At 58.0% G+C, this 26,636-nt stretch carries 27 protein-coding genes; 13 read left to right on the forward strand and 14 right to left on the reverse strand.

All coding sequences use genetic code 11. The features are described from left to right. Positions 1–154: 154 nt before the first annotated feature. Positions 155–715 carry a cytochrome b gene (locus AC0TOF_RS09610; RefSeq protein WP_473768061.1) on the reverse strand — a complete coding sequence of 187 codons (561 nt, stop codon included), beginning with the start codon at positions 713–715 and terminating at the stop codon, positions 155–157. A 108-nt stretch (positions 716–823) separates the two neighbouring features. After that, positions 824–1,336: a hypothetical protein gene (locus AC0TOF_RS09615; RefSeq protein ID WP_473768062.1), complete on the reverse strand. Its 513-nt coding sequence runs from the start codon at positions 1,334–1,336 to the stop codon at positions 824–826. Positions 1,337–1,347: 11 nt separating this feature from the next. On the opposite strand from AC0TOF_RS09615, the gene AC0TOF_RS09620 reads away from it, so the two are divergent. From AC0TOF_RS09620 to holA, 3 genes are all read left to right on the forward strand, one after another. Then, the gene (locus AC0TOF_RS09620) at positions 1,348–2,232 is read left to right on the forward strand and encodes an ABC transporter permease (RefSeq protein ID WP_121986877.1); all 885 of its coding nucleotides are present in this window, start codon (positions 1,348–1,350) and stop codon (positions 2,230–2,232) included. Beyond that, the gene (locus AC0TOF_RS09625; protein WP_122002801.1) at positions 2,229–3,023 is read left to right on the forward strand and encodes an ABC transporter ATP-binding protein; all 795 of its coding nucleotides are present in this window, start codon (positions 2,229–2,231) and stop codon (positions 3,021–3,023) included. Before AC0TOF_RS09620 ends, AC0TOF_RS09625 begins: the two co-directional genes overlap by 4 nt. Positions 3,024–3,215: 192 nt before the next feature. After that, positions 3,216–4,259: a DNA polymerase III subunit delta gene (gene holA, locus AC0TOF_RS09630; protein WP_473768063.1), complete on the forward strand. Its 1,044-nt coding sequence runs from the start codon at positions 3,216–3,218 to the stop codon at positions 4,257–4,259. A gap of 179 nt (positions 4,260–4,438) precedes the next feature. Here holA and AC0TOF_RS09635 read toward each other — a convergent pair whose 3' ends face one another. From AC0TOF_RS09635 to mnmE, 5 genes are all read right to left on the reverse strand, one after another. Further along, the gene (locus AC0TOF_RS09635) at positions 4,439–5,320 is read right to left on the reverse strand and encodes a ParB/RepB/Spo0J family partition protein (RefSeq protein ID WP_473768064.1); all 882 of its coding nucleotides are present in this window, start codon (positions 5,318–5,320) and stop codon (positions 4,439–4,441) included. Positions 5,321–5,364: 44 nt separating this feature from the next. Further along, positions 5,365–6,162: a ParA family protein gene (locus tag AC0TOF_RS09640; protein WP_473768065.1), complete on the reverse strand. Its 798-nt coding sequence runs from the start codon at positions 6,160–6,162 to the stop codon at positions 5,365–5,367. A gap of 44 nt (positions 6,163–6,206) precedes the next feature. Further along, the gene (gene rsmG / locus AC0TOF_RS09645) at positions 6,207–6,848 is read right to left on the reverse strand and encodes a 16S rRNA (guanine(527)-N(7))-methyltransferase RsmG (protein ID WP_473768066.1); all 642 of its coding nucleotides are present in this window, start codon (positions 6,846–6,848) and stop codon (positions 6,207–6,209) included. Then, on the reverse strand, positions 6,845–8,755 hold the full coding sequence (gene mnmG / locus AC0TOF_RS09650) for a tRNA uridine-5-carboxymethylaminomethyl(34) synthesis enzyme MnmG (RefSeq protein WP_473768067.1): 1,911 nt from the start codon (positions 8,753–8,755) through the stop codon (positions 6,845–6,847). Before mnmG ends, rsmG begins: the two co-directional genes overlap by 4 nt. Before the next feature lie 217 nt (positions 8,756–8,972). After that, a complete protein-coding gene (gene mnmE, locus AC0TOF_RS09655) occupies positions 8,973–10,301 on the reverse strand; it encodes a tRNA uridine-5-carboxymethylaminomethyl(34) synthesis GTPase MnmE (protein ID WP_473768068.1) in 1,329 nt (442 codons plus the stop codon). 89 nt (positions 10,302–10,390) lie between these two features. Here mnmE and AC0TOF_RS09660 point away from each other — a divergent pair, with 89 nt between their 5' ends. Continuing rightward, positions 10,391–12,415, forward strand: a complete 2,025-nt coding sequence (locus tag AC0TOF_RS09660) for a thioredoxin domain-containing protein (RefSeq protein WP_473768069.1) — start codon at positions 10,391–10,393, stop codon at positions 12,413–12,415. 57 nt (positions 12,416–12,472) lie between these two features. Here AC0TOF_RS09660 and rho read toward each other — a convergent pair whose 3' ends face one another. From rho to hemE, 3 genes are all read right to left on the reverse strand, one after another. Further along, complete coding sequence (gene rho / locus AC0TOF_RS09665) at positions 12,473–13,738, reverse strand: transcription termination factor Rho (RefSeq protein WP_105543315.1); 1,266 nt, start codon at positions 13,736–13,738, stop codon at positions 12,473–12,475. 241 nt (positions 13,739–13,979) lie between these two features. After that, on the reverse strand, positions 13,980–14,516 hold the full coding sequence (gene hemJ / locus AC0TOF_RS09670) for a protoporphyrinogen oxidase HemJ (RefSeq protein ID WP_473768070.1): 537 nt from the start codon (positions 14,514–14,516) through the stop codon (positions 13,980–13,982). Beyond that, positions 14,513–15,538, reverse strand: a complete 1,026-nt coding sequence (gene hemE, locus AC0TOF_RS09675) for a uroporphyrinogen decarboxylase (protein ID WP_473768071.1) — start codon at positions 15,536–15,538, stop codon at positions 14,513–14,515. The genes hemJ and hemE overlap by 4 nt, the downstream gene beginning before the upstream one ends. Positions 15,539–15,993: 455 nt before the next feature. On the opposite strand from hemE, the gene AC0TOF_RS09680 reads away from it, so the two are divergent. Genes AC0TOF_RS09680 through dnaQ form a run of 5 tightly spaced genes read left to right on the forward strand, consistent with a single transcriptional unit; the run spans position 15,994 to position 19,621 of the window. After that, on the forward strand, positions 15,994–16,839 hold the full coding sequence (locus AC0TOF_RS09680; protein ID WP_122002810.1) for a pyruvate, water dikinase regulatory protein: 846 nt from the start codon (positions 15,994–15,996) through the stop codon (positions 16,837–16,839). Then, positions 16,832–17,428 (forward strand): Maf-like protein, encoded by a 597-nt coding sequence (locus AC0TOF_RS09685; RefSeq protein ID WP_473768072.1) that lies wholly within the window; start codon positions 16,832–16,834, stop codon positions 17,426–17,428. The genes AC0TOF_RS09680 and AC0TOF_RS09685 overlap by 8 nt, the downstream gene beginning before the upstream one ends. Continuing rightward, complete coding sequence (locus AC0TOF_RS09690; protein ID WP_473768073.1) at positions 17,421–18,269, forward strand: shikimate dehydrogenase; 849 nt, start codon at positions 17,421–17,423, stop codon at positions 18,267–18,269. Before AC0TOF_RS09685 ends, AC0TOF_RS09690 begins: the two co-directional genes overlap by 8 nt. Beyond that, positions 18,266–18,868 carry a dephospho-CoA kinase gene (coaE, locus tag AC0TOF_RS09695; protein ID WP_473768074.1) on the forward strand — a complete coding sequence of 201 codons (603 nt, stop codon included), beginning with the start codon at positions 18,266–18,268 and terminating at the stop codon, positions 18,866–18,868. Before AC0TOF_RS09690 ends, coaE begins: the two co-directional genes overlap by 4 nt. A 51-nt stretch (positions 18,869–18,919) precedes the next feature. Beyond that, complete coding sequence (gene dnaQ, locus AC0TOF_RS09700; RefSeq protein ID WP_122002814.1) at positions 18,920–19,621, forward strand: DNA polymerase III subunit epsilon; 702 nt, start codon at positions 18,920–18,922, stop codon at positions 19,619–19,621. Positions 19,622–19,726: 105 nt separating this feature from the next. Here the strand turns inward: dnaQ and secB are convergent, their stop codons facing one another. After that, positions 19,727–20,218 (reverse strand): protein-export chaperone SecB, encoded by a 492-nt coding sequence (gene secB, locus AC0TOF_RS09705; RefSeq protein ID WP_006468052.1) that lies wholly within the window; start codon positions 20,216–20,218, stop codon positions 19,727–19,729. Positions 20,219–20,372: 154 nt separating this feature from the next. Further along, entirely contained in the window at positions 20,373–20,861 is a 489-nt protein-coding gene (locus tag AC0TOF_RS09710; protein ID WP_121986861.1) for an FxsA family protein, read from the reverse strand. A gap of 321 nt (positions 20,862–21,182) precedes the next feature. Here AC0TOF_RS09710 and AC0TOF_RS09715 point away from each other — a divergent pair, with 321 nt between their 5' ends. The 4 genes from AC0TOF_RS09715 (at position 21,183) to AC0TOF_RS09730 (ending at position 24,203) form a co-directional block, all read left to right on the forward strand. Then, the gene (locus tag AC0TOF_RS09715; protein WP_122002816.1) at positions 21,183–21,878 is read left to right on the forward strand and encodes a Tim44/TimA family putative adaptor protein; all 696 of its coding nucleotides are present in this window, start codon (positions 21,183–21,185) and stop codon (positions 21,876–21,878) included. Between the two features lie 223 nt (positions 21,879–22,101). After that, on the forward strand, positions 22,102–23,199 hold the full coding sequence (gene mltA, locus AC0TOF_RS09720) for a murein transglycosylase A (protein ID WP_473768116.1): 1,098 nt from the start codon (positions 22,102–22,104) through the stop codon (positions 23,197–23,199). Next, positions 23,200–23,814: a Smr/MutS family protein gene (locus AC0TOF_RS09725; RefSeq protein WP_122002818.1), complete on the forward strand. Its 615-nt coding sequence runs from the start codon at positions 23,200–23,202 to the stop codon at positions 23,812–23,814. Continuing rightward, the gene (locus AC0TOF_RS09730) at positions 23,811–24,203 is read left to right on the forward strand and encodes a helix-turn-helix domain-containing protein (RefSeq protein WP_112586821.1); all 393 of its coding nucleotides are present in this window, start codon (positions 23,811–23,813) and stop codon (positions 24,201–24,203) included. The genes AC0TOF_RS09725 and AC0TOF_RS09730 overlap by 4 nt, the downstream gene beginning before the upstream one ends. Positions 24,204–24,219: 16 nt before the next feature. On the opposite strand, the gene AC0TOF_RS09735 is transcribed toward AC0TOF_RS09730, so the two are convergent. Together AC0TOF_RS09735 and hslU are read right to left on the reverse strand one after the other, a co-directional pair. Then, positions 24,220–25,185: a DUF1402 family protein gene (locus AC0TOF_RS09735; protein WP_473768075.1), complete on the reverse strand. Its 966-nt coding sequence runs from the start codon at positions 25,183–25,185 to the stop codon at positions 24,220–24,222. Between the two features lie 145 nt (positions 25,186–25,330). Continuing rightward, positions 25,331–26,635, reverse strand: a complete 1,305-nt coding sequence (gene hslU / locus AC0TOF_RS09740) for an ATP-dependent protease ATPase subunit HslU (RefSeq protein ID WP_122002820.1) — start codon at positions 26,633–26,635, stop codon at positions 25,331–25,333. Between the last annotated feature and the right edge of the window lies 1 nt (position 26,636).

The raw sequence follows: 26,636 nt of genomic DNA on the forward strand, positions 1-26,636 counted from the left end.
CGACGCAAAACCGCTTCACACTTTTGCTGGAAATGCCCTGTTTTCCGCATTGTCCAACGCAAAACCGCTTCGCACTTTTGCTGGAAATGCTCTGTCTTTACGCATTGTCCAACGCAAAACCGCTTCGCACTTTTGCTGGAAATGCTTTGACTGATCACCGCTTCGATTCTTGGCCGATCATTCTGCGAAGAGTGTCATCCCCCAGCATGAAGTGGTGAAGCATTGCCATCGCGACATGTCCTGCAATCGCCGCCAGCAAAACCCAGCCCAGCAAGCTGTGGGCTGCATTGCCGGGAGCCGTCAGCGCCGTATTTTCCACAGCGGCAGGCGTGAATATTTCGACGCCGAGGAACGAAAAACCGTATTGATCCCCTGCAGCCCGCATCAGCGCCAGCAAGGGCACCAGGAGCATGAGAGCGTAAATAACCAAATGCCCGGCGGCGGCCAGTCTTCCCGACAGTCCAGGCGCGTGGTGCCGGCGGCCGAGATTCAGGATTCCCCATGCGCCACGCAGAAAGGCCAACAAAAACAAAGTGAACCCGACTTGTTGGTGCAGCGGCCAAAGCGCATCGCTTACGGCGCCCTCTCCCGACAGAGAAAGGGTAACCGCGATGCCAAACTGCAAGATAAATAAAACGGCCATGGACCAGTGAAATATACGGCTCACCAACCCATAGCGATTAACAGAGTCCAACAATGAAGAAGCACTGCTCATGAATATTCCTATATAATTAGATATTATTTTATATATTTCTTATTCTATAACGATAGATTGAAGTATAATCTATTCTGTATTCTATTTTTTATAACGAATCAATAGCCATCAAGCCTTGGCATGCTTCGATACGAATGGATCAGACCTGCGCTCCAGATGTTTTCCTTTGAACGTGCATCCCGAAAATCGTTTCCCACTTTGCGGGATGGGCACGAACCGCAGCGCGATAAACCGCCATCCTCGCCGATTGACAACATGGCCCTGGAATTCATGGAATGGGTGATGAACTCGCTTGATGGCGCTTTTTGGCGCATTTGTAGCGATAATGCTTGCGCGCTGGCGCTTTTTGCGTTGTATCGCCAAAGCGATATAGCAAGAAACCGCTAGCAATGCGGCAAATGAAATTTGCAGTGCCCTGCACCCGGCTGGATGCAGTTTCGCTGCAAGCATAAACCGGGGAAATGTTTCAGGTGACAGGCTCACCGGAAGCGAACTCAGAACAAACCGGTCGTGACTGAATCTGGCCGAGCGGACCGTCCGGGAATTCCCGGTTTTCGCAACGCCGACGATGAAAGCCGCCCTGTAGCGGAAATCGTTCGTTTTGGTCGCGGCGAGAAACAAGGAATGACATTGTGAGTCAGATCGCCTTCTGGGGTGCGGTCGAATTGGGCCTCGTCTTCGCATTTGTAGCCATCGGCGTCTATCTGGCGTTCCGTGTCCTCGATTTCCCCGATCTGACGGTTGACGGTTCGTTCCCGCTGGGCGCTGCCGTCACCGGCGTGCTGATCCTCGGAGGCATGAATCCCTGGCTCGCCGCGGCCATCGCCATGATTGCCGGTGCCGCTGCCGGGCTTGTGACCGCAACGCTGAACGTGCGTTTCAAGATTCTCAATCTTCTCGCCTCCATCCTGACCATGATCGCGCTGTTCTCGGTCAATCTGCGCGTCATGGGTGCGCCCAACATCTCGCTCATCAGCCAGGACACCATGCTGACGCCGTTCTTCGGCCATGGCATTCCCGAATATTATGTGCGCCCGCTGTTTCTCTTCGTGCTGGTTGCCATCGCGGTCTTCCTGGTCTGGCGCTTTCTGGAAAGCGACATGGGGCTTGCCATGCGCGCAACCGGCGCCAATCCGAGAATGGCGCGCGCCCAGGGCGTTCGCACCGACCGGCAGATCTATCTCGGCATGGCGCTCTCCAACGCACTGGTGGCGCTCGGCGGCGCGCTCTTCGCGCAGACAAACGGCTTTGCCGATGTGACCTCCGGCGCGGGCACCATCGTGGTTGGCCTTGCGGCGGTCATCATCGGTGAAACGCTGCTGCGCAGCCGCTTCATACTGGTCATCCTGCTTGGCTGTGTGCTTGGTTCGATCATCTATCGCATCGCCATCCAGTTTGCGCTTTCCAAGGGATCGGCATTCGGCCTGCAGGCATCCGATCTCAACATTGCGACCGCCCTTCTCGTCACTTTCGCCCTGATATTGCCGCGCCTGCGTCGCGGAGGAGCATCCGCATGATCGAACTTTCCAATCTCGATGTCGTCTTCGGTCGCGGCACTCCGCTTGAAAAACAGGTTCTGAACAAGATCAACCTGACCATGGATCAGGGCTCCTTCGTCACGGTCATCGGCTCGAACGGCGCCGGCAAATCGACAATGCTGGGCGTTCTCGCAGGCGATGTCATCCCCACTGCCGGAAATGTCGTCATCAGTGGCAAGGATGTGACTCGCAAATCCACCGCCGACCGCGCCGGTCTGGTCGCCCGCGTGTTCCAGGACCCGCTGGCCGGAAGCTGCGGCACGCTGACCATCGAGGAAAACCTCGCCTTGGCCGCCTCACGCGGCAAGGCGCGCGGCCTCACCCACGCGCTCAATTCGAACCGCCGCGCCTGGTTCCGCGAGCGCGTGGCAAGCCTCAATTTGGGGCTGGAAAACCGCATGCATGACCGCATGGAACTGCTCTCCGGCGGCCAGCGGCAGGCGCTCTCGCTCATCATGGCGACGCTTTCCGGTTCGGAAGTCCTGCTGCTCGACGAGCACACGGCAGCGCTCGATCCCGGCATGGCCGAATTCGTCATGGAACTGACGCGCACGCTTATTGCCGAGAACAAGCTGACCGCGCTGATGGTCACCCACTCCATGCGGCAGGCGCTGGATTATGGCGACCGCACGATCATGCTGCACGGCGGCAAGATCCTGCTCGACGTGACCGGCGACAAGCGCAAGACGCTCGGCGTTGAAGACCTCATCGAAATGTTCCGCAAGGTGCGCGGCCAGACGCTCGATGACGATGCGCTTCTGATCGAATAGAGCATGATCCCGAAAAGTGGGAACCGCCTGCGCAGGGAAATCAGTCCACTGGACTGATTTCTGATCCTGCTTCCATCGGATAAAATCATGCTCAAACAAAACGCAGGTTTTGCAAACAGCTATGTTTCACAGCCGCCGTCGACCCGACCGGCGGCTGTTTTGTTTCTGCTCGAAATGTTCTAAGAACCGGATATGGCGCAGAAAAAAGCAAATGAAGTCGACAGTTTTCTGGCAAGGCCGACGAGCTCGTTCCCGGTCGTGCTGCTTTACGGACCCGACAAGGGGCTGGTGAGCGAACGCGCACGCCGTTTTGCAGAAGCCAGCAAGCTGCCGCTGGACGATCCGTTTGCCGTCATTCGCATGGAAGCCGACGAGATCGAGGCCGACCCGGCGAAGCTCGCCGACGAAGCCCGCACGATCTCCATGTTCGGCGGCCAGCGCCTGATCTGGATCAAGAACGCCGCTGGCCAGAAGAAGCTGGCCGAAGCGATCAAGCTGCTTGCGACCGAGCCGCCGCAGGAAACTTTCGTGCTTGTCGAGGCGGGCGATCTCAAAAAGGGTGCGGGTTTGCGCAGCGCTGTGGAGAACGCGTCTGCGGGCATGGCCCTGCCTTGTTATTCCGACGACAGCCGCGGGATTGACGGCGTCATTGACGACGTTCTGGCCGAATGGAAGATGCAGATCACGCTTGACGGTCGCCAGCTCCTGCGCGCCAGCCTTGGCGGCGATCGTCTTGCCACGCGCGGCGAGCTTGAAAAGCTCTGCCTTTATGCACGCGGCAAGGAACGGATCGATATAGACGATGTGCGCGAAGCGGTGGGCGATGTCGCCGGGCTTTCCACCGATGAGGTGATCGACGCGGTTCTGGCGGGCGATCTTGCACGCTTCGAAGTTTCCTTTGACCGCGTGGTGAAATCCGGAACCGCGCCCTTTCTCGTGCTCAACACGGCGATGCGCCAGTTCCAGCAGGTGCAAACCTTGCGTTATATCGCCGATACGGAGCGCAAAAGCGCTTCCGTGGTTGTGGCGGCGGCGCGCCCGCCGATCTTCTTCAACCGCAAGAAGCTGATTGAGAATGCGGTCAGCCGCTGGAGCGGCGAAAGCCTTGCGCGCGTGATGGAACGCCTGCAACGCGCCGTTCTCGAAAGCCGCCAGAATGCGGGCCTTGCCATTCCGATCATCCGCCAGTGCTTGCTGGCAATCGGGGTGGAATCGCTTCGAAACACCCGGCGATAGCACAGCATTTCCAGCGTAGCGGTTTTGCGTCGGGTAATGCGAAAAGAAAATAGATAGAGTACTTCCACTTGAGATGCAGGGAATAATCTATCAGTCACCTCTGGTATTTTTTCGATACAAACGAAAAAGCTCGCCGCAAATATAAGCAGCGAGCTTTTAATTTATATATTCTTTGAAGATCAGCTCTGGAGACGACGGCAAATCTCATCGAGTTGCTCAAGAGAACTATAGCGTATCTTGACCTCACCGCCCCGATCGCGATGATTGATTTCGACCTTCATGCCGGTAACATCAGAAAGCAGCTTTTCGAGCGCCTTGGTGTCGGCATCCTTCTCGACCGGACCTGCCTTGCCCGGCTTGGCTTCCGCGCCGCCCCGTGCTTCCGCCTGCGCGAGCGCCTCGACCTGACGAACCGACAGACCATCCTTGACGATCCGTTCCGCCAGCGCGGTCGGGTTTTCCATCGTGATGAGGCTGCGGGCATGACCTGCAGAAAGCGCGCCGTCGACAATGAAATCCTGCACAGGCTGCGGCAGTTTCAGCAGGCGCAGCGTGTTGGCCACATGGCTGCGGCTTTTGCCGATGACCTGCGCCAGATCGTTCTGCGTATAATCGTGATTGTCGATAAGCTGTTGATATCCAAGCGCTTCTTCAACCGCATTCAGGTCGGCGCGCTGGACGTTTTCGATGATCGCGATTTCAAGTGCCACACGGTCATCGACATCACGAACAATCACCGGGATCGTATCGACACCGGCGCGCTGCGACGCGCGCCAGCGGCGTTCACCGGCGATCAGCTCGAAGCGGTCGGGCTGGCCCGGTGCGGGGCGCACGACGATCGGCTGCACAACGCCATGTTCCTTGATCGACTGCGCCAGATCTTCCAGTTCGCCTTCCGAAAACATGCGGCGCGGATTGCGCGGATTGCGCGTCACGAACTCAATCGGAACATTCCGCTCGATGGGAACCGGTGCCTTCCGCTCTTCAGCAGGGCGGTCGATCTCGCCGATCAGCGCCGCTAATCCGCGGCCAAGGCGCTTTTTTGAAGGATCGTCATTCATCGTTCGGCTTATTCCTGAATTGTTTCGTCATCGAATCGATCGGCTCAAGCGGCCTGCAATTGCCGCTCGCGCTGGATAACTTCCGATGCCAGTTGCAAATAGGCCTGACTGCCAGCGCATTTCAAATCGTAAAGAATGGCTGGCTTGCCATGTGACGGCGCTTCCGACACACGCACATTGCGTGGAATAACGGTGCGATAGACCTTTTCGCCCATGAAAGAGCGAACATCATCCACCACTTGCGCGGCAAGATTGTTGCGGCTGTCGAACATGGTCAGCACAATCCCCTGGATCGACAGCTCGGGATTAATCGACGAGCGCACCTGATCGACGGTCTGCAAAAGCTGGCTCAAGCCTTCCAACGCAAAAAACTCGCATTGCAGCGGCACCAGAACGGAATCGGCTGCCGCCATTGCGTTCAGCGTCAGGAGGTTGAGCGATGGCGGACAATCGACCAGCACATAAGAAAAGCGTTCGGACACGCCGGAATCAAACCGCAAGGCGTCGCGCAGGCGGCGCGTGCGGTCGGCCGACTGCGCAATTTCCATTTCGATACCGAGAAGGTCGAGCGTCGATGGCACGATATAGAGGTTCGGCACATCGGTCGGCATTGCGGCGTCCGGAACGGACGATTCCTGCGTCAGCACGTCATAGGATGACAATGGCCGGTTGCGGCGATCAATGCCGAGGCCGGTGCTGGCATTGCCCTGCGGGTCAAGATCGACGATCAATACCGTTTCGCCAATAGCGGCCAAGGCCGTCGCCAGATTGATGGCGGTGGTCGTCTTGCCCACGCCGCCCTTCTGGTTTGCAATGGTTATGATCCTGGACATTTTGTTCATCACCGTCGCCTTGCTGCTGCCCGCCCGTTCGAAATTTCCAGCCATCAACCGGTCTTGCGCCGAAGATTGCTGATTTCGAGAATGACCGAAGCCTGATCGATAGCACTTTGATGTTGTACCAGATCGAAACTCCAACCGACACGGCTTTCATCGATCTCGCGCTGATAATCCCGACCTTTTTGGAAGAGAGCCTTGGCGCCATTGGTCAGCCACGGCTCCGCCAGACCAAAAAGGTCGTTCAGCGATGCCAATGCGCGCGCCGTAACCACTTGCGGGGTCTCGATCTTCTGCCACATCGCTTCTATGCGCGCTGAGTGAATGCGTGCCGGGACGTTCAAATGGCCGGCTGCGGTGCGCAAAAACGCCGCCTTCTTCCCCGCACTCTCGATAAGATCGATAGCGCTACCGGGTTGTTCTGCGAGGAAACAGGCCGTCACGATGCCCGGAAACCCGCCGCCGGAGCCGATATCCAGCCAGTTCTTGGCGTCACTCGCCAGCGGAAAGAGCTGGGCGCTGTCCAGAATATGCCGCCTCCACAACTCATTCAGGGTCGCGGGCGATGCGAGATTGATCGCCTTCGACCATTTGCGAAACAGTTCTTCAAAGGCAATCAGACGATCCGCTGTTTCACGTGAAACAGCGGGAACAATTGCTTTCAGGCTCTCAAAACGTGTATCGGCGCTCATGCAGCGCCCTGCCCTTCGATGAGGTCCGCAGCCGCCTTATGGCGATAACCGAACTTCTTGATCTGTGCGATGAGAAGCGCCAGCGCCGCTGGCGTCATTCCATCGACACGCTGCGCTTCGGCGATTGTTTCCGGCTTGCGCTGCTTGAGCTTGTGCTTCAACTCATTGGAAAGACCGGATATTCCATCAATATCCAATCCTGCCGGGATAAGCAGCTGCTCCTCGCGCTCCATCACCGCGATGTCGCTTTTCTGGCGGTCCATATAGACAGCATATTGCGCCTCGATCTCCAGCGCTTCCCGCGTTGTCGGATCGATGGCTTCCAGTTCAGGCCAGATGGACTTCAGCCGGTCAAGATCGATTTCCGGATAGGACAGGAGATCATAGGCCGACCGGCGGACACCATCCTGATTGAGCCGCAGATCGTAGCGATTGGCGAGATTAGGCGTGATTGTCAGCGATTGGGTTAGCGACCGCGCCTCGCTTAACGCCGCCTCGCGTGCTTCAAAGCGTTCTTTGCGGGCCTGCCCCACTATGCCAAGCCTGTCTGCCAGCGGCGTAAGACGCTGATCGGCATTGTCCGCACGCAGCGACAGACGGAACTCGGCCCGCGAGGTGAACATCCGATAAGGCTCGCTGACACCGCGCGATGTCAGGTCATCGACCATGACGCCGATATAAGCCTCGGTGCGCTGGATAATGACGGGTTCGCCGCCCGACGCCCGACGCGCGGCATTGATACCGGCGAGCAGACCTTGCGCGCCAGCTTCTTCATAGCCGGTCGTGCCATTGATCTGTCCGGCCAGAAACAAGCCGGTGACCTTCCGGGTTTCAAGACTGCGCTTCAACTCGCGCGGATCGATGAAATCATATTCAATCGCATATCCGGGTTGCAGCATAATAGCCTTTTCAAGCCCAGGTATCGTCTTCAATAGATCAAGCTGCACGTCCTCGGGCAGCGACGTCGATATGCCGTTTGGATAAACGGTATCGTCATCCAGACCTTCCGGTTCAAGGAATATCTGGTGGCCATCGCGATCGCCAAACTTGACGATCTTGTCTTCGACGGACGGGCAATAACGAGGACCAATCCCCTCAATCGAGCCTGAATACATCGCGGAACGATGCAAGTTGGCGCGAATGATAGCGTGGGTTTCCGGGGTTGTGCGGGTGATGCCACAATCGATCTGCGGCGTGGTGATCCGATCCGTCATCAGCGAAAACGGCACAGGATCTTCGTCGGCAGACTGCATGTCCAGGCTTTGCCAGTCGATTGTGCGGCCATCCAGTCGCGGCGGGGTGCCCGTCTTGAGACGGCCAAGCGCAAAGCCGAACGATGTCAGGCGTTCGGACAGGCCGAGCGCCGGCTTTTCACCCATGCGGCCAGCCGGAATTTTCTTCTCGCCGATATGGATCAACCCGTTCAGGAATGTGCCGGTCGTCAAGACAACGGCACCGCATGTCAGGGTCCGTCCATCGGACAGAACAACACCGGCAACGCGCCCATTCTGTTCCAGCAGGTCTTGTGCACCGCCCTCCACGACAGTCAGATTGTCCTGCGCGGCAATCATCTTCTGCATGGCGAGTCGATAAAGCTTGCGGTCGGCCTGGGTTCGAGGGCCACGGACGGCAGGTCCCTTGCGGCGGTTCAACAGGCGAAACTGGATGCCAGCTTCATCGGCGACGCGACCCATCAGGCCATCAAGCGCATCGATCTCGCGCACAAGATGCCCCTTGCCCAATCCGCCGATAGCTGGATTGCAAGACATGACGCCAATCGTATCAAAGCGATGCGTCACCAGCGCCGTCTTGGCGCCTGCGCGCGCAGCAGCAGAAGCGGCCTCGCATCCCGCATGGCCGCCGCCGATCACAATGACATCAAAGGCTGTAGCTTCGGTCGAACTCATTTGGTTCATCCTGACGCAACTCGAATCCGTTTCTGAAAGATGTCTCTGTGCCACGAATGGGTTTGAAACGAAAGATCAAAGTGAGCGCCGGGGCGATCAAATATCCGGGTTAGCTCGACTCATGAATGCGTGAGGGAGTCAATCGGAACGGCGATATTCCACAGATGTTTCACGTGAAACAATTCTGGCAACGATTACGCGTCGTGTTTCACGTGAATCATTTACCGATGCAGAATTGCGAGAAAATGACGTCCAGAATTTCCTCTACATCGACGTCACCGGTAATCCGTCCGAGGTACTGGGAAGCCAAACGCATATTCTCGGCGCGAAGCTCCAGCGGCAGATGTGTGCCCGCCAGGGCTCTGTCGATCTCCGCCACCGTTGAGCGTAACAGATTGATGTGGCGCTGGCGTGTGGGAACCGCATCTTCGATTTGCCCGATCTGGGCTTCGGCAAATGCTTGCAGATCGGAGAGCAGTCGGTCCAGCCCCTCCCCGGATTTCGTCGAGATTCGATAGGCCCAGTCGCTAGATGATGTGTCGTTCAAGTCGGCTTTTGTGCCCACCGTCCACAAAGCTGCGGAGGTTTCCTCCGTTGCGATCGGGATGGGATCATTCATATCTTCCAGCACCAACACCAGATCGGCGTCGGCCATGCGAGCCCGGGCGCGCTCAATACCAATCTTTTCAACCACGCTTTCCGTTTCGCGCAGCCCTGCCGTGTCGGTCACGTAAACCGGAATGCCGCCAAGATCGAGTTTCACTTCCAGGAGATCACGGGTGGTTCCCGCTTCCTCCGATATAATCGCCACTTCGCGACCGGCCAAAAAATTCAACAGGCTGGATTTACCGGCATTTGGTGCGCCGACAATAACAACGTGCAATCCATCGCGCAGCATGGAAGCACGTTTGCCGCTTGCTATATGGTTTTCGATCTCGCTCTTTAGTAGCGCCAGCGATTGCCAGACCTGCTCCGACACCGAACCCGGCACATCGCTTTCATCGGCAAAGTCCAGCTCCGCCTCAATAAAGGCACGCGCACGCAACAACCGTTGACGCCATTCGGTATAAAGTTCGCGCTGCGTGCCGGAAGCCACCTGCAAGGCAAGGCGCCTTTGTCCCTCAGTTTCCGCCGCGATAAGATCGGCGAGACCTTCGGCAATGGTCAAATCCATCTTGCCATTGGAAAAAGCCCGGCGCGTAAACTCGCCTGCTTCGGCTATGCGGCACCCTGCCAGCTCGCCCAGTTCGGTCAGGAGTTTTTCGACAACCGCTTTGCCGCCGTGCAAATGAAATTCGGCGCAGTCTTCCCCGGTAAAACTGTTCGGGCCAGGGAAAAACAGCACCAGTCCCCGATCAATCGGATCGCCATTACGGGAGCGAAATAGCTTGTAAGCTGCGTTGCGCGGTGTCGGAATGGCGCCGATTATCGTTTCGAGTACGAATCGAACACGCGGGCCGGAGATGCGCACGACAGCCACGCCGGACGGCAAACGCCCGCTCGATAGAGCAAAAATCGTGTCTTGGAGGGAAGCGATCTCGCTCATTCCATTTCCTGACCTATAATTATAAGCATGAAGCAGCCACTATTGCTGAAGGAATGGCATATTCATTCGCGCAGTGAAAGAAAAGCCCTATGACAGAACCAGACCGCAATCGCCCCGCTGGCAGCAACCGCCTCGCCGATGAACCGAGCGCCTATCTGCGCCAGCATACCGACAATCCAGTTCACTGGCAGCCATGGGACAGGCAGGCGCTGGATGCGGCGAAGGAACTCGACCGGCCCATTCTGCTTTCCATTGGTTACGCGGCCTGTCACTGGTGTCACGTCATGGCGCATGAGTCATTCGAGGATCCTGACGTTGCGGCGGTGATGAACGCGCTTTTCGTCAATGTGAAGGTGGACCGCGAGGAGCGGCCTGATATCGACCAGATTTATATGGCAGCACTGGGAGCAATGGGACAGCAGGGCGGATGGCCGCTCACCATGTTTCTGCGCCCTGATGGCAAGCCCTTCTGGGGCGGCACCTATTTCCCGCGGCACAAGCGTCACAACATGCCCGGCTTTGTCGACGTGCTGCACGCGGTCAATAATCTCTGGCACAAGGATAAAGAGAAAATTAACCATAATGCGCAAGCCGTTTTCGACCATCTGGAAGGTCGTCTGGCCGCGCAAATCGCCCCGGTAACGAATGAAGTAGAGCGATTTGACGAGATCGCCACCCGCATCGGCAGCCTGATTGATCCGGCCCGTGGCGGCTTGGAGGGAGCGCCAAAGTTCCCCAACGCGCCTTTCATGGACAATCTGTGGCTGTCTTGGCTTTATGGCCGTAACGAGACGCATCGGGACAATTTCCTCCTCTCGCTCAAGGTGATGCTGCAGGGAGGGATTTACGATCATCTGGGCGGTGGGCTTTGCCGCTACTCCACCGATGCCGAATGGCTGGTCCCGCATTTCGAAAAAATGCTCTACGACAATGCCCAGCTCATCCGCCATGCGACCTATGCTTTTGCCGAAACCGGGAATGATTTGTTTCGTCTGCGAATCGAAGAGACGATCAACTGGCTGATCCGGGAAATGCGTCTGTCCGATGGAAGCTTTGCATCCAGTCTGGATGCAGACAGCGAAGGCGAGGAAGGACGGTTTTACGTCTGGAGCGAGCAGGAAATCGACGAGGTCCTCGGCGACGACAGCAAAATCTTCAAGGATTACTATGGCGTCACGGCGGGCGGAAACTGGGAAGGCCACAACATCCTGAACCGCCTTCATGCGGTCACTGACAGCGCGATTCTGCCGCCATCGATAGCTGCATCGCAGCAAAAACTGCTTGCGCGCCGGCAATTGCGAATACGTCCCGGACGGGACGAGAAAGCGCTGACCGACTGGAACGGACTTGCCATCCGCGCGCTGGCTGAAGCGGGCCGCAGTTTTGGAAGACAGGATTGGATCAATCTTGCGGTGGAAGCCTATCGTTCCATCACGAGCAGCTTTCGGGACGGCCGCATCGCGCATTGCCGCATGGAAAATTCGCTTCTCTACCCTGCCCTTTCGACCGATTATGCATCAATGATCAACGGGGCCATCGCTCTTTATGAAGCAACGAGCGAGCAAGCTTATATTGATGACGCATTGAAGTTCAAGAAGGCGCTAGATGACGGGCATCTTGATGGCGCCGGTAATTATCGACTATCCGCGCTGGACGCCGATGACGTCATTCTGCACGCCTATGGCGATTACGATGAAGCGATACCGAGCGCCACCAGCCAGATCATCGAAGCGCTGACCAGACTGTTTCTGGTAACGGGCAATATCGAACTTTATCAGAGCAACGAGACCCTGATCGAACAGGCGCTTGGGCGGGCCTTCGCGCAGCAATATGGCCAGATCGGAATATTGAACGCGGCACGTTTTGCGGCCGAACCGCTTTCGCTTGTCGTCGCCGAGGATGACGGAGAACTTGTTTCGACAGCGAATCGAAATCCCGATCCCCGGCGCGTGGATAAATTTGTGCGCTTCGAACCCGGCAAAACGATCGAACTACCGACAGGAGGAACCGCAGACGTGGAGCATCCGTCGGCCTGGTTCTGCAAGGGCCATGTCTGCTTGCCGCCTGTCGAAAACGCGGATGCTTTGCGGCTATTGCTCGGCAAAACATCGTGAAACAAAAACGCCGCAACGGTTTCCCGTGCGGCGTTTCAAATGGCGCTATGGAGCCGATTACGTATTCATCGAATCGAAGAATTCGCCATTGCTCTTGGTCTGCTTCAGCTTGTCGATAAGGAATTCGATCGCGTCGGTCGTGCCCATTGGCGCGAGAATACGGCGCAGAACGAAAATCTTCTGCAGATCGGCGCGCGGAACCAGCAGGTCTTCCTTGCGGGTGCCGGACTTGAGAATGTCCATGGCCGGGAAGATACGCTTGTCGGCCACCTTGCGGTCGAGCACGATTTCCGAGTTGCCGGTGCCCTTGAATTCTTCAAAGATCACTTCGTCCATGCGACTGCCCGTATCGATCAGCGCGGTGGCGATGATGGTGAGCGAGCCACCCTCTTCGATGTTGCGTGCCGCACCGAAGAAGCGCTTCGGACGCTGAAGCGCGTTGGCGTCGACACCACCGGTCAGAACCTTGCCGGAAGACGGCACAACGGTGTTGTAGGCGCGACCGAGACGGGTGATCGAGTCGAGCAGGATCACAACGTCGCGGCCATGTTCGACAAGGCGCTTGGCCTTTTCGATGACCATTTCGGCAACCTGAACGTGACGCGCCGCCGGTTCATCGAAGGTCGAGGAAATCACTTCGCCCTTCACCGAACGCTGCATGTCGGTCACTTCTTCCGGACGTTCATCGATCAGAAGAACGATGAGATAGCATTCGGGATGGTTTGCGGTGATCGAATGGGCGATGTTCTGCAGAAGAACAGTCTTACCGGTACGCGGCGGCGCGACGATCAGGCCGCGCTGGCCCTTGCCGAGCGGCGCCACCAGATCGATGACGCGCGGCGACAGATCCTTGGAGGTCGGAACTTCCAGTTCCATCTTGAAGCGCTCATTCGGGTAGAGCGGCGTCAGATTGTCGAAGTGAACCTTGTGGCGGATTTTTTCCGGATCTTCGAAATTGATCGTATTGACCTTGAGCAGCGCGAAATAACGCTCGCCTTCCTTGGGACCGCGGATCGGTCCTTCGACCGTATCGCCGGTCTTGAGCGAGAAACGACGCAGCTGCGAGGGAGAAATATAAATATCGTCAGGACCCGGCAGGTAGTTGGCGTCGGCGGAACGCAGGAAGCCAAATCCATCCTGCAGCACCTCAACGACGCCCTCGCCGATAATTTCGACGTCCTGGGCTGCCAGCTTCTTGAGGATCGCGAACATCAGTTCCTGCTTGCGCATGGCGCTCGCGTTTTCGACCTCAAGCGTTTCGGCAAAAGCCAGCAGCTCCACCGGTGTCTTGTTTTTCAGTTCTTGTAGTTTCATTTCCTGCATGGATGAGGAACTCTTTTTAAAATGTAAGGAGAAAATGCAGTTGTTCGGAAAGGTGGCCACTTGGATCGTGACCGGCATCGAAGGCCTGCTGTCTTGAAGGGAAGAGGCTTCCTACATACTGATTTGCAGCGTGTAGAGCAAGTCTCATGTAGGGATAGCACGAAATTTCTGCAACAGAAAAATGGCGGAAACCCGGCACAATGTCAGGCCCGAGTGGTTTCCGCCCGAATATTTTGGGCAATCAGAACGGTTTCACGATCACCAGAATGACGATGAGGATCATCAGGAGGGTCGGAATCTCGTTGACGATTCTCCAGTGTTTCGCCGGTTTCGTATTGCGGTCCTCGGCAAAAAGCCGCGTGGATTTTGCCAGATATCCGTGCAAGCCGGACATGAGAACAACCAGAAGCAGCTTGGCATGCAGCCAGCCGCCCTGAAATCCGAAGATTTCCCAGGCCATCCACAGGCCGGCGATCCAGGTCACGGCCATGGCGGGATTGATGATGAAACGCAGCAGGCGGCGCTCCATCACCTTGAATATCTCCGATTTTTCGGAGCCGGGCACGGCGTCTGCGTGATAGACGAAGAGGCGCGGCAGATAGAGCATCCCCGCCATCCATGCGATGACGGCAATCACGTGCAGCGATTTGACCCAGAGATAGGCGTCGGCTGGATTCACGTGAAACAATCCCCAGACGCCGAGCGCGACCACGACCAGCGAAACGACTGTGCGAATGGCAACCGCCGATCCGCGATTTTCCGGAGCTGTCTGGCTCATGATTTTCCTCCGCGAATACGGTCGATCATGCGCTGCACATTTTCGATTGGCGCTTGTGGCGTGATTCCGTGTCCAAGATTGAAGATCAGCGGGCCCTGGCCCAGACGTTCGAGAACGGCATCGACGCCTTCATCCAGAGCGCTGCCGCCAGCCACCACGCGCAGCGGATCGAGATTGCCCTGCACCGCGCCCTCTTCCTGCAAGGCGGCCGCAAAGGACAGGGGAACCGACCAGTCGAGGCCAAGCGCGTCCACACCGGTCTTCTGGCGATAGCTCGCATAAAGCATCCCGGCTCCTTTCGGGAAGCCGATGATGCGGGCCTCCGGATAAACCGCCCTCACCTTCTGGACGATCCGGGCAACGGGCTGGACGCAGAAACGCTCAAAGCAGTCCTCGTCCAGAACGCCCGACCAGGAATCGAAAATCTGAACCGCGTCTGCGCCCGCATCGAGCTGTTCGATGAGATATTCGGCGGAAACATCGGCAAGATCGTTCAGGAGCTTTTCAAAGGCTTCCGGGAAGCGATAGGCGAAAAGGCGGGCGGGCGCCTGATCCGGCGTGCCGTGACCGGCAATCATATAGGTCGCAACGGTCCAGGGAGCGCCGCAGAAGCCGAGCAGTGTGGTTTCGTCGGGCAACTGCTCGCGCAGCAGCCGAACCGTCTCGTAGACCGGCTCAAGCCTTTTGGCGACGCCTTCGGTCTCAAGCCAGAAAATCTCGTCGGCATCGATCGGCGTCATCAAAGGCCCTCTTCCTTCTTCAAAGCGAAGGTCTCGTCCAAGGGCGTGAGGGATGACAAGAATGTCCGAAAAGAGAATGGCTGCATCAAAGCCAAAGCGGCGGATCGGCTGAAGCGTCACCTCGACGGCCAGATCGGGCGAGTAGCACAGATCGAGAAAGCTTCCGGCCCTTTTGCGGGTCTCGCGATATTCGGGAAGATAGCGTCCGGCCTGTCGCATCATCCAGATTGGAGGCGGAAACACCGTTTCGCCGTCGATCACTCTCAAGACCTTGCGCTTCATCTGATTTTTATCCGCTTTGTTGGTTGCCTGATCCGGCGTTGGTCAAAAGTTATCCAGTCCGGTTCTCATAAAGAAGGGATGATTCAGGAATCTTTTGATTCTTAGAGTCTGTTGGAATCGGGGATTAAGCTCTGTCCCGGTTTTCCCCACAGTTCCGAAATTGCCGTCTCATCCTGTGCAATTATTCACCGACAGTCTGACCAAATAAAAAGAAAACTCAATTCCCTCTTTTAATATAAAGGGTTACCAATTGACGCAGTTCATGCCGATTTGTGGAAAAGCTGGGAATTACCGCGGGATTTCGCGTTTTCATGAGTCTTGTCCACAGATGTTGATGAACACTCGCCACATGTTGGCCCGCTGTGGATGACTTGCCAAGTTTCCCACCGCCTGCCATGGCTTGTGGAAGACGTTCGTCCGTTACGCACAGCCGTCAACAGGAGGGCAACAAAACTGTGGTGAGACCGCTTTCCTACTTTCATCTTCATCTGATTTCTGATGCGACCGGAGAGACTCTCCTCGCGGCGGGCCGCGCGGCGGCGGCGCAATATGCCAGTGCCCGCGCTATCGAGCATATCTATCCGCTGATCCGCACCGAAAAGCAGCTGCGCAAGGTTCTCGAAGGCATCGATGCGGAGCCCGGCATCGTCCTCTATACAATCGTGGACCAGAAACTGGCGGCGATCATTGACGAATCCTGCGCGGAAATGGGGGTTCCCAGCGTTTCCGTGCTGGAGCCGGTGCTCAACACGTTTCAATCCTATCTCGGTGCGCCCGCGCACCGCCGCGCCAGCGCGCAGCATGTCCTCAATGCCGATTATTTCCGGCGGATCGACGCGCTCAATTTCACGATGGAGCATGATGACGGGCAATTGCCCTATGACATCGAGGAAGCCGACGTCATTCTGGTCGGCATTTCACGCACATCCAAGACGCCGACGAGCATTTATCTCGCCAATCGCGGCATCAAGGCCACCAATGTTCCCATCGTGCTTGGCATTCCGCTGCCGGAAGTCCTGTTCACAACCAAACGGCCGCTGATCGTCGGGCTGGTCGCCACCGCCGAACGGATTTCGCAAATCCGCCAGAACCGGCCGCTCGGCAATGTGCCGTCGCTGGATACCGGGCTTTATACGGACCGCGTTTCCATCTCGGAAGAACTGGCTTATGCGCGTAATATATGCAATCGGCACGGCTGGCCGATCATAGACGTGTCGCGCCGGTCGATCGAGGAAACTGCGGCGGCTATCCTCGCTTTGCTGCGCGAAAAGACGAACAGAAGGGATTTCGACCATGACTGAACTTATCCTTGCCTCCAAAAGCCCTTTCCGTTCGGCCTTGCTGAAAAATGCCGGCATCGCGTTTTCAACGGCAAGCGCGGAGGTCGACGAGCGCGCTGTCGAAGCCCCGCTTTACGAAACGGGCGCCACGCCGGAAGAGGTCGCGCAGGTTCTGGCCGAGGCGAAGGCGCTCGATGTGAGCGAAAAGAACCCTGGCGCGGTGGTGATCGGCTGCGACCAGACCCTGTCGCTCGGCGACAAGATTTTCCACAAGCCCGCCGATATGGAAGCGGCGCGCCGCCAGCTCCTGAAATTTTCCGGCATGACCCACCAATTGAACAGCGCTGTCGTGCTGGCGAAGGATGGCAAAACCCTGTGGCGTCACGTTTCGATCGCTCGCATGACGATGCGCGATCTCGATCCCGGTTTTGTCGGACGTTATCTCGGCCGCGTCGGGGAAGCCGCCCTTTCCAGCGTCGGCGCCTATCAGGTCGAGGGGCCGGGCATCCAGCTCTTTGAAAAGATTGATGGCGATTATTTCACGATTGTCGGCCTGCCGCTCCTGCCGCTGCTCGACGAACTGCGCAAGGAAAAACTGATCGATGGCTAAGAAGGCATTTGTCACCGGCTTTCCGATAAAACATTCACGCTCGCCGCTGATCCACGGTTTCTGGCTCGCCGAACTCGGGATAGACGGTTCCTATGAAGCCATAGAAGTGAAGCCCGAGGACTTTGCCTCCTTCGCTTCCTTACTGGCCGAAAACGGTTTTGCCGGTGGCAATGTCACCATTCCGCACAAGGAAGCAGCCTTTGCTGCCGTGGAAAGTCTGGACGAGGCGGCCAAAGCCATCGGCGCGGTCAACACGCTCTGGCTTGAGGGCGGCAGGCTTCATGGCGGCAATACGGATGCCTACGGTTTTGCCGCCAATCTCGATGCGTCGGCTCCCGGCTGGGACAATGCCGATAGCGCCCTTGTCCTGGGGGCCGGTGGCGCAAGCCGGGCGATCGTTCATGCGCTCCTGTCGCGCGGCTTTGCGAAAGTCGCCATCGTCAATCGCACGGTGAGCCGGGCGCAGGATCTTGCGGCCCATTTCGGACCGCGTGTCTCGGCGCATGGATGGGAAGCGGCGCAGGACCTCGTTTCCGATGCCGGACTGATCGTCAACACCACATCGCTCGGCATGAGCGGCCATGATGACGGGGAAACATTCCCGCTCGATCTGGGCAAAGCGTCGCCAAAGGCAGTCGCTACCGATATCGTTTACGTGCCGCTGCAAACGCCGTTTCTGAAAAAGGCCGAAGAAGCCGGACTGGCAACCGTGGACGGGCTTGGCATGCTGCTGCACCAGGCTGTTCCGGGTTTTGAGCGCTGGTTCGGCAAAAGGCCGCAAGTGACGAAAGCCCTGCGTGAGCATATTCTGGCGGATATGAAAAAGGCTGGTGCTTTATGATTGTGCTCGGACTGACCGGCTCCATCGGCATGGGAAAAACAACGGCGGCGAACATGTTCGCCGAAGCCGGCGTGCCGATCTATAGCGCCGATGACGCCGTGCATCGGCTCTATTCCGGTCGCGCGGCCCCGCTGATTGAGGCTGCTTTTCCGGGCACGGTGGAAAACGGTGCGGTCAACCGGGACAAGCTTTCCGCCGCCGTCATTGGAAAACCGGAAGCCCTGAAAAAGCTGGAGGCAATCGTCCATCCGCTCGTGCGGGAGGAAGAAGAAGCCTTTCGCCGCGAGGCGGAAGAAACTGGCGCGGCCCTGGCGCTGATCGACATTCCGCTGCTTTTCGAAACCGGCGGCGACAGGCGTGTGGACAAGATCGTGGTCGTCTCCGCGCCCGCCGAGGTGCAGCGCGCCCGCGTGCTTGCAAGGCCGGGCATGAGCGAAGAAAAGCTCGACGCCATTCTCGCCCGCCAGACACCGGACGCCGAAAAGCGCGCGCGCGCCGATTTCATTATCGATACGAGCGGGAGTTTCGACAATCTGCGCCGCCAGATTACCGAAATCGTCGCGGAATTAAGTGGAAAGCCTGCGGTCGCGACCGAATAGCGGCGGCCGCTGTGCTATAGCTGCTCAAGATATTTCCCGAGAGGTTCTTCAATGCGTGAAATCGTTTTCGATACGGAAACCACCGGTCTGGAAAGGCTTGAGGACCGTGTGATCGAAATCGGTGGCGTGGAACTGATCAACAAGTTTCCCACAGGCCGCAGGTTCCACAAATACATCAACCCGCAGGGTCGTCAGGTTCATCCCGAGGCGCTCGCGGTGCACGGCATCAGCAATGAACAATTGCTCGACAAGCCGACATTCGCGGAAATTCTGGACGAGTTTCTGGAATTTTTCGACGGCGCGAAACTCGTCGCGCATAATGCCATGTTCGACCTTGGCTTCATCAATGCGGAACTGGCGCGGCTCGGAAAGGCTGAAATCCAGGCGGAACGCATCGTCGATACGCTGGCGCTGGCGCGCCGCAAGCACCCGATGGGTCCGAACTCGCTCGATGCGCTGTGCAAGCGTTACGGCATCGAAAACGGCCACCGCACGCTGCACGGCGCCTTGCTCGACTCCGAGATTTTGGCGGAAGTCTATATCGAACTGATCGGCGGCAAGCAGACGGCGCTTGGCCTCAGCATGGGGGGAACCGCAAGCGGCGGCAATGCCGGGGATAGCGGCGCGGCCATCATCCTTGCTGCGCGCCCAAGGCCGCTTGCACCGCGCATTTCCGATGAGGAACGGGCGGCCCACGCAGCACTCGTGGCCGAACTCGGCGACAAGGCTATCTGGAAGAAATATCTGTCCTAGGCAGGTCCTATTTTAGAGCGCCGATCTGATCCAGTCAGGTCGAAACCGCTCCAAACGAAAAAAGCCCGGTCGAAACCGGGCTTTCTTGTGTCATGAAGCCTGCGATCAGCTCTTCACAGCCGACTTGGCCTGTTCTTCGGCCATGCGGGACTGGAACATCTGCGCGAAATCGATCGGGTCGATCATCAGCGGCGGGTAGCCGCCGTTGCGCGTCGCGTCGGCGATGATCTGGCGTGCGAACGGGAACAGGAGACGCGGGCATTCGATGAACAGAAGCGGCAGCATGTGCTCCTGCGGGATGCCCTGAATGCGGAACACGCCGCCATAGACCAGCTCGGTGTTGAAAAGGACGTCCTTGCCGTCAACGGCCTTGGCTTCCAGCGTCAGCACAACGTCGAAGTCCGTTTCGGACAGCGGATTGGCGTTGACGTTGACATTGATGTTGATGGACGGCGCCTTTTCGCGCGGGCGCAGCGACAGCGGCGCGCCCGGGCTTTCAAAGGACAGGTCCTTCACATATTGCGCCAGAATGTTGAGGGACGGCTCGGCCGTCGCGCCATTGCCGTTCTTTACTTCGCCCGCGGCCTTATCGCTCATTATCGGTATGCCTTCTATCGGTGATTAAGATTTTTGCGCTTCCGGCGCAGCCTGTGCGCAAGCCGCTCCGGAAGGTCGGAGTGTTTGGCTAGCATGTGCGCGGGCATGAGGCAAGAAAGGCTTTTTAGGTTAGTATTTGCGCATTCAGCGATTGTCACTTGCCGGATTTATCGTCGGGCCGGGCGGTGTAATCTTCGGGATCGAGATCGATGACATGGTCCTGGCGCGGATTGTGGCCGGGGCGCTGCTGCCCGTAACCGTCCGAATAGCGTGCCGACGTGGCGACGACCATGCGGCCGCGCATGAATTTTTCCCACATGACATCGCGAATGAACGGAACGAACAGCAGAATGCCGATGGCGCTGCTCACAAAGCCGGGCACGATCAGCAGGATCGCCGCCAGAACCAGCATGGCGCCATGCACCACTTCGCGATCCGGAACGCGCCCGGCTGCGGTTTCGGTGCGAATGCGCTGCAAAAGCCCGATGCCCTGCACGCGCAGGAGGAAAAAGCCCAGCATCGCGCTCAGGATAACCAGGCCGAGGGTCGCGAAAACGCCGATCTTGCTGCCGACGATGACGAAACCGGCAATTTCGATGAAAGGCATCGCCAGCAGGACGAGAGGGGCGAAAGAGGAGGACACGGAGGTTACGACCTTTGTTGTTTGGTTCCGGGGTTCAGTCTAGCCTGAATTGTAACTTTTTAAGGTTCGGAACGAAATTGAAACTGTCTGTCATGCAATATCAAATAGGTACGCATGATCGGGATTTGAATGATGACGTAAGCCGATCTATATGTATGGGATATAAATGGCAGCGCATCCCGAAAAATGCGAAGCGGTTTTCGGAAAAAGATGCGCGTAAGGACAAATGGATAGGGCATTTCCAATGGTTCAATCAGAACGGGAAATGCTCTAGGGATAGGAAAGGCGAAACGCCGGTTCCTTCAATTAGCGGCAGGCGGCATGGAATTTTTTGATTTTGGCACGATATTCTTCTTCATCGCAGCGGTGATCATCTTTCTCCAGCTGAGGAATGTTCTTGGCCGTCGTACCGGAAATGAAAAACCGCCCTTCGATCCGTACACGTCCGCACGCAGTGCCGATGCTGCACCGGCGAGCAGCGAGACGGACAATGTCGTCTCCCTTCCGCGCCGGACGGGCGAAAAGGATTTCACCGCCATCGACAAGGCGGCTCCTCTTGGCACGCCCGTCAATGACGGCCTGCGCGCGATTTATACCGCCGATCCGTCGTTCGATCCGGCCAGTTTCGTGGAAGGCCTCAAGATCGCTTATGAGATGATCGTGATGTCGTTTGCCGATGGCGATCGCAAGGTCCTGAAAAATCTGCTTTCCAAGGATGTATATGAAGGGTTCGTTTCGGCGATCGATGAGCGCGAAGCCCGTGGCGAAACCGTGCGTTCGTCCTTCGTCGGCATCGACAAGGCGGCAATCACCGGCGCCGAGATGAAGGGTTCGGAAGCGCATGTGACGGTCAATATCGTCAGCCAGATGATTTCCTCCACCTATGACAAGGACGGCAAGCTGATCGACGGCGATCCGGATAATGTGATCGAGATCAAGGATCTGTGGACCTTTGCCCGCGATACGCGGTCGCGCGATCCGAACTGGAAGCTTGTCGCGACCGAGGCGGACGATTAAGAGAAAAATATGAATCGGGCCGCTGACCCAACGCAGCGGCCTTTTTGTTTGTGCTCGGAGTATTTTTGAGCCAAAAGTGCGAAGCGTCTACGCAGGGAAATCAGTTCACTGGACTGATTTCTTATCCTGCTTCGATGCGTCGGATAATGCGTAAAAACAGAGGGATAGCGCTGTTCCAATGACTGTGTGTAGTTGGAGCGGCTCTGGCTGGACGGATGCGGCGATGAACGGCTTGGCGAGGATTTTGCGCCCGGTGGCCTTTTCGGATTGTCCGGGCTGGAACCGCGACGATCAGTCCGCTGCATTCGCCGCATTTCGCCGTTCGGCCGATTACGCTGCCCGCCAGACCTACAAGAGCGGCAGTCTTGGCATCCATTTCGAAGCGCTGGCGCCGATCTTTGCCGCCGCGCGCGCCCTCGACAATCCGGGCGTGGCGGAAGCGCGGGCTTTCTTCGAACAGAATTTTGTCGCCTGCCGCATCGTTCCCGAACAGGGAAACGGCTTTGTCACCGCATTCTACGAACCGGAGATCGACGCCTCGCTTCACGCCGACAGCCGGTTCAAAGTGCCGTTCTATCGACAGCCGGACGATCTTGTGAAGGTAACGGACGATATTCGTCCTGAGGGTTTTGATCCGTCCTTTGCCTTTGCGCGCCGGACGGAAAACGGTCTGGCGGAATATGACGACCGCCACACGATTGAAATGGGCAGCCTTTCGGGCCGAGGGCTGGAAATCGCTTTCGTCGCCGACCGGGTCGATGCCTTTTTCGCGCATGTGCAGGGCGCGGCGCGCCTGAAACTGCGCGATGGCGGCTTGCTGCGCATCACCTATGCCGCCAAATCCGGCCACCCGTTCACAGGCATTGGCCGCATTCTGGTCGCCAGTGGCGAAATTGCGGCCTCGGAAATTTCCATGCAGACGATCCGGCGCTGGCTGGCCGAACACCCCGACCAGGCCGATGACCTCATCTGGCAGAACCGGTCCTATATTTTCTTCCGGGAAGCGCCGGTGGACGACCCGGATGCCGGTCCGATTGCCGCCGCAAAAGTTCCGCTGACCGCCGGGCGTTCGCTTGCCGTCGACAGATTGCTCCACACATTCGGGACGCCGATCCATGTCAGTGCGCCAACTGTGACCGTCTTTGACGGCCAGCCTTTTGCGCGGCTGATGATCGCGCAGGACACCGGAACGGCTATCGTCGGCCCTGCCCGCGGCGATCTGTTTGCCGGCTCCGGTGATATTGCCGGCGAGATCGCCGGTGGCGTGAAGGACGATGCGGATTTCTATGCGCTGGTGCCGCGCACCCTGCTGGGGGCTTGAATGGCACGCGCGACCGACAAGCCGGAACAGGATTATCTGCGGCCCGAAGACCGAATCTTATGGGAAACGGTCGCCAAGACCGCAAAGCCGCTGGTAAAGCCGAAGGCGAAACCGGACGCGCTTCCCGATTTCAAGACATTGATGGCGGAAGAAGAAAAGCGCCCGGCCAAGGCGAAGGTTCAGCCTGCGGTGGAGGCGAGCAAGCCGAAGAAGGGCTTGTCGGCGCTCGGCGAAATGCAGATTCAGTCGCTCGACAAGCCGACACATCGAAAAATAGCGAAAGGCCGCGTCGATATTGAAGCCCGCATTGACCTCCACGGTCTTACGCAGGGCGAAGCGCACGGCCTGCTCTACGGGTTTCTGGTCAGCGCGCATGCACGCGGCCTGCGTCATGTCATGGTCATCACCGGCAAGGGCCGTTCATTCGGCAGCGAAGGCATTTTGCGGCAGGCGGTGCCGCACTGGTTTTCCACGCCGCTGTTCAGGCTTCTGGTCAGCGCCTATGAGGATGCGGCGCGTCACCATGGCGGGCATGGCGCGCTTTATGTCAGGCTTCGCCGCCAGACCCAGAACACGGCCCAGCAAGCACTACCCGGAGGAAACAGGCCGCGATGACGCCATTTGGGATACGCCTGCGCGAGTTGCGGGAAGAGCGGGGGGTGACGCAGAAGGACATGGCGGCGGCGCTTCGCGTTTCGCCGGCCTATCTGTCGGCGCTGGAACACGGACGGCGCGGCCAGCCGACCTGGGACCTGCTGCAGCGCATCATCACCTATTTCAACATTATCTGGGACGAGGCGGAAGAGTTGCAGAACCTCGCCGCCGTATCGCATCCGCGTGTGGTGATCGATACGTCGGGCCTGTCGCCGCAGGCGACCGAGCTTGCCAATCTTCTGGCGCGCAATATCCGCATCATTGATCGCGAGACGATCAGGCATCTGAGCGAGGAAATCGAGGCGGCGCGCAAGCGCCGTCGCGGGATCAAGCCTGTTCAGCCCCTGTGATGTTCAGCACTTGCGATCAGAACAGCGCTTTCAATTCATCGAGCTTCGAATTGACCAGCCAGCCATAGTAATTTTCTTGCGGCAGCACCGGAGTCTGACCGTCTGCCTTTCGCCTGGCATTTTCGTTGGCCAGTGCCCGCGCGCGCGCTTCCGCACCGCCGGTATTGTAGAGCGTGGCGGTGAGGCCCGGATTCTTCGAAATGTCGAAATCGGCGATCTGCCGGTAGGAGTTGATCGACTGTTTCAGCGTTGCCGCGATGTATGGTAGTGTCAGGTCGGGGTCCATGATCGTCTTGTAGACCACATTGCCGTCTTCGGCGTTGAGCTTGGGTAGGCCGGAAACGCGGTTCACCATGTCCGACATCTGCAAGGCCGTCAGCGGGTTGATCTGGCCAAGGCCGAATGTCTGGCCCGCATAGAAAGGCTGGAAGAACACCGCGCTGAAACGATTGTTGGGATAGGCGTTGCCGCCGACCGACTTGCCGCGGAAATTCTTGTTCCAGATATTTTCCCGGCAGGACCACAGCGAATAGCTGTCCTTGTGCTTCAGGCAGTCGGCAAATTCAGGCCGCTTGATGAACTGGCCGATGCTCTCGCCATTATAGCCGAAGCTCACGCCCTGATTCACATAGGACATGGCCTTGACGTAATAGGTCTGCAGCCGGTCATAGACGTCGACATTATAGGTATGCTCGCCGACGATCGCGCCGACAATATGAATGGGATCGATGCCATAGGCTGCCGCCGTTGACCGGATCTTGGAGCGCAGCGCAGCATCCTTTTTCAGGAGGCCGTAGATCTTCTGATACTTCTTCTCGTAGGTCGTGCTCAGTTCACGCGTGCGCTTGGCGGATGCGCCGGGGATCGGCGGCTGTTCCGCATTGCGATTGCCGGGAGGGACGAGTGTCGCCGCTTGCGCGCTCTGGCTGGCTACAATGAAGGCGAGGCAAAGGCCAGCAAAGCGGTTCAGTGATCTGGTCATTGTGCGGAAACGGCCCCAATATGGTGAAGATCTGGTAAATTGGCCGGAAAATAGAAAACCCCCCGATGCAAGTCGAGGGGTTTTTGCGCATTCCTTGACAAGTGGCCGGAAGCCGTGGCTTTCCGGTCACTTACAGGCGTCTTCATCAGAGAATGAAGCGCGACAGATCGGTGTTCTTGGCAAGACCGCCGATCTTGTCCTTCACATAGGCTGCATCGATGGTGAAGACCGCGCCGGTCTTGTCGGGAGCGGTGAACGAGATTTCGTCCAGAACCCGTTCCATCACCGTTTGCAGGCGGCGCGCGCCGATGTTTTCAACCGTTGCATTCAGATCGACGGCGATATCGGCCAGAGCGTCAATGGCGTCATCGGTGATTTCGAGCTTCACCTCTTCCGTCGCCATCAGGGCGATATACTGCTTGATCAGGCTTGCTTCGGTCTCCGTCAGGATGCGGCGGAAGTCCTCACGCGTCAGCGCATTGAGTTCCACGCGGATCGGCAGACGGCCCTGAAGCTCCGGCAGGAGATCGGACGGCTTGGAGACGTGGAACGCGCCGGATGCGATGAACAGCACGTGGTCGGTCTTGACCGGCCCGTATTTGGTCGCAACCGTCGTGCCTTCAACCAGCGGCAGGAGATCGCGCTGCACGCCTTCACGCGACACGCCTGCACCCATGCCGCCTTCCCGCGATGCGATCTTGTCGATCTCGTCGATGAACACGATGCCCTCGTCTTCGGTGACGCGAAGCGCTTCCTGCACGATCTGGTCCTGATCCAGAAGCTTGTCGGATTCGTCGTTGATCAGGATCGCATAGGAATCCTGCACCGTGGTCTTGCGCGTCTTGGTGCGCCCGCCCATCGCCTTGCCCAGCATGTCCGACAGGTTCATGACGCCGATATTGGCGCCCGGCATGCCCGGAATCTCGAAGCTCGGGCCGGAGCCGGTATCGGCGACCTCGATTTCGATTTCCTTGTCGTCCAGCTCGTTATTGCGCAGCTTCTTGCGGAAGCTGTCGCGGGTTGCGGGGCTCGCCGTCTTGCCGACCAGCGCATCCAGCACGCGTTCCTCCGCATTGAGATGCGCCTTGGCCTTCACGTCCTCGCGGCGCTTTTCGCGCACCAGCGTGATGGCAACCTCAACCAGATCGCGGACGATCTGCTCGACGTCGCGGCCCACATAGCCGACTTCGGTGAACTTGGTCGCTTCCACCTTGACGAAAGGCGCACCGGCGAGCTTGGCGAGACGGCGGGAAATTTCCGTCTTGCCGACGCCGGTCGGTCCGATCATCAGGATGTTCTTCGGCATCACCTCTTCGCGCATCTGGCCTTCGAGCTGCTGGCGGCGCCAGCGGTTGCGCAGCGCAATGGCGACGGCGCGCTTGGCGTCGTTCTGGCCGATGATGAAACGGTCGAGTTCCGAAACGATTTCACGGGGGGAGAAGTTACTCATG

Source organism: Ochrobactrum sp. PL_is501, from assembly GCF_055816895.1.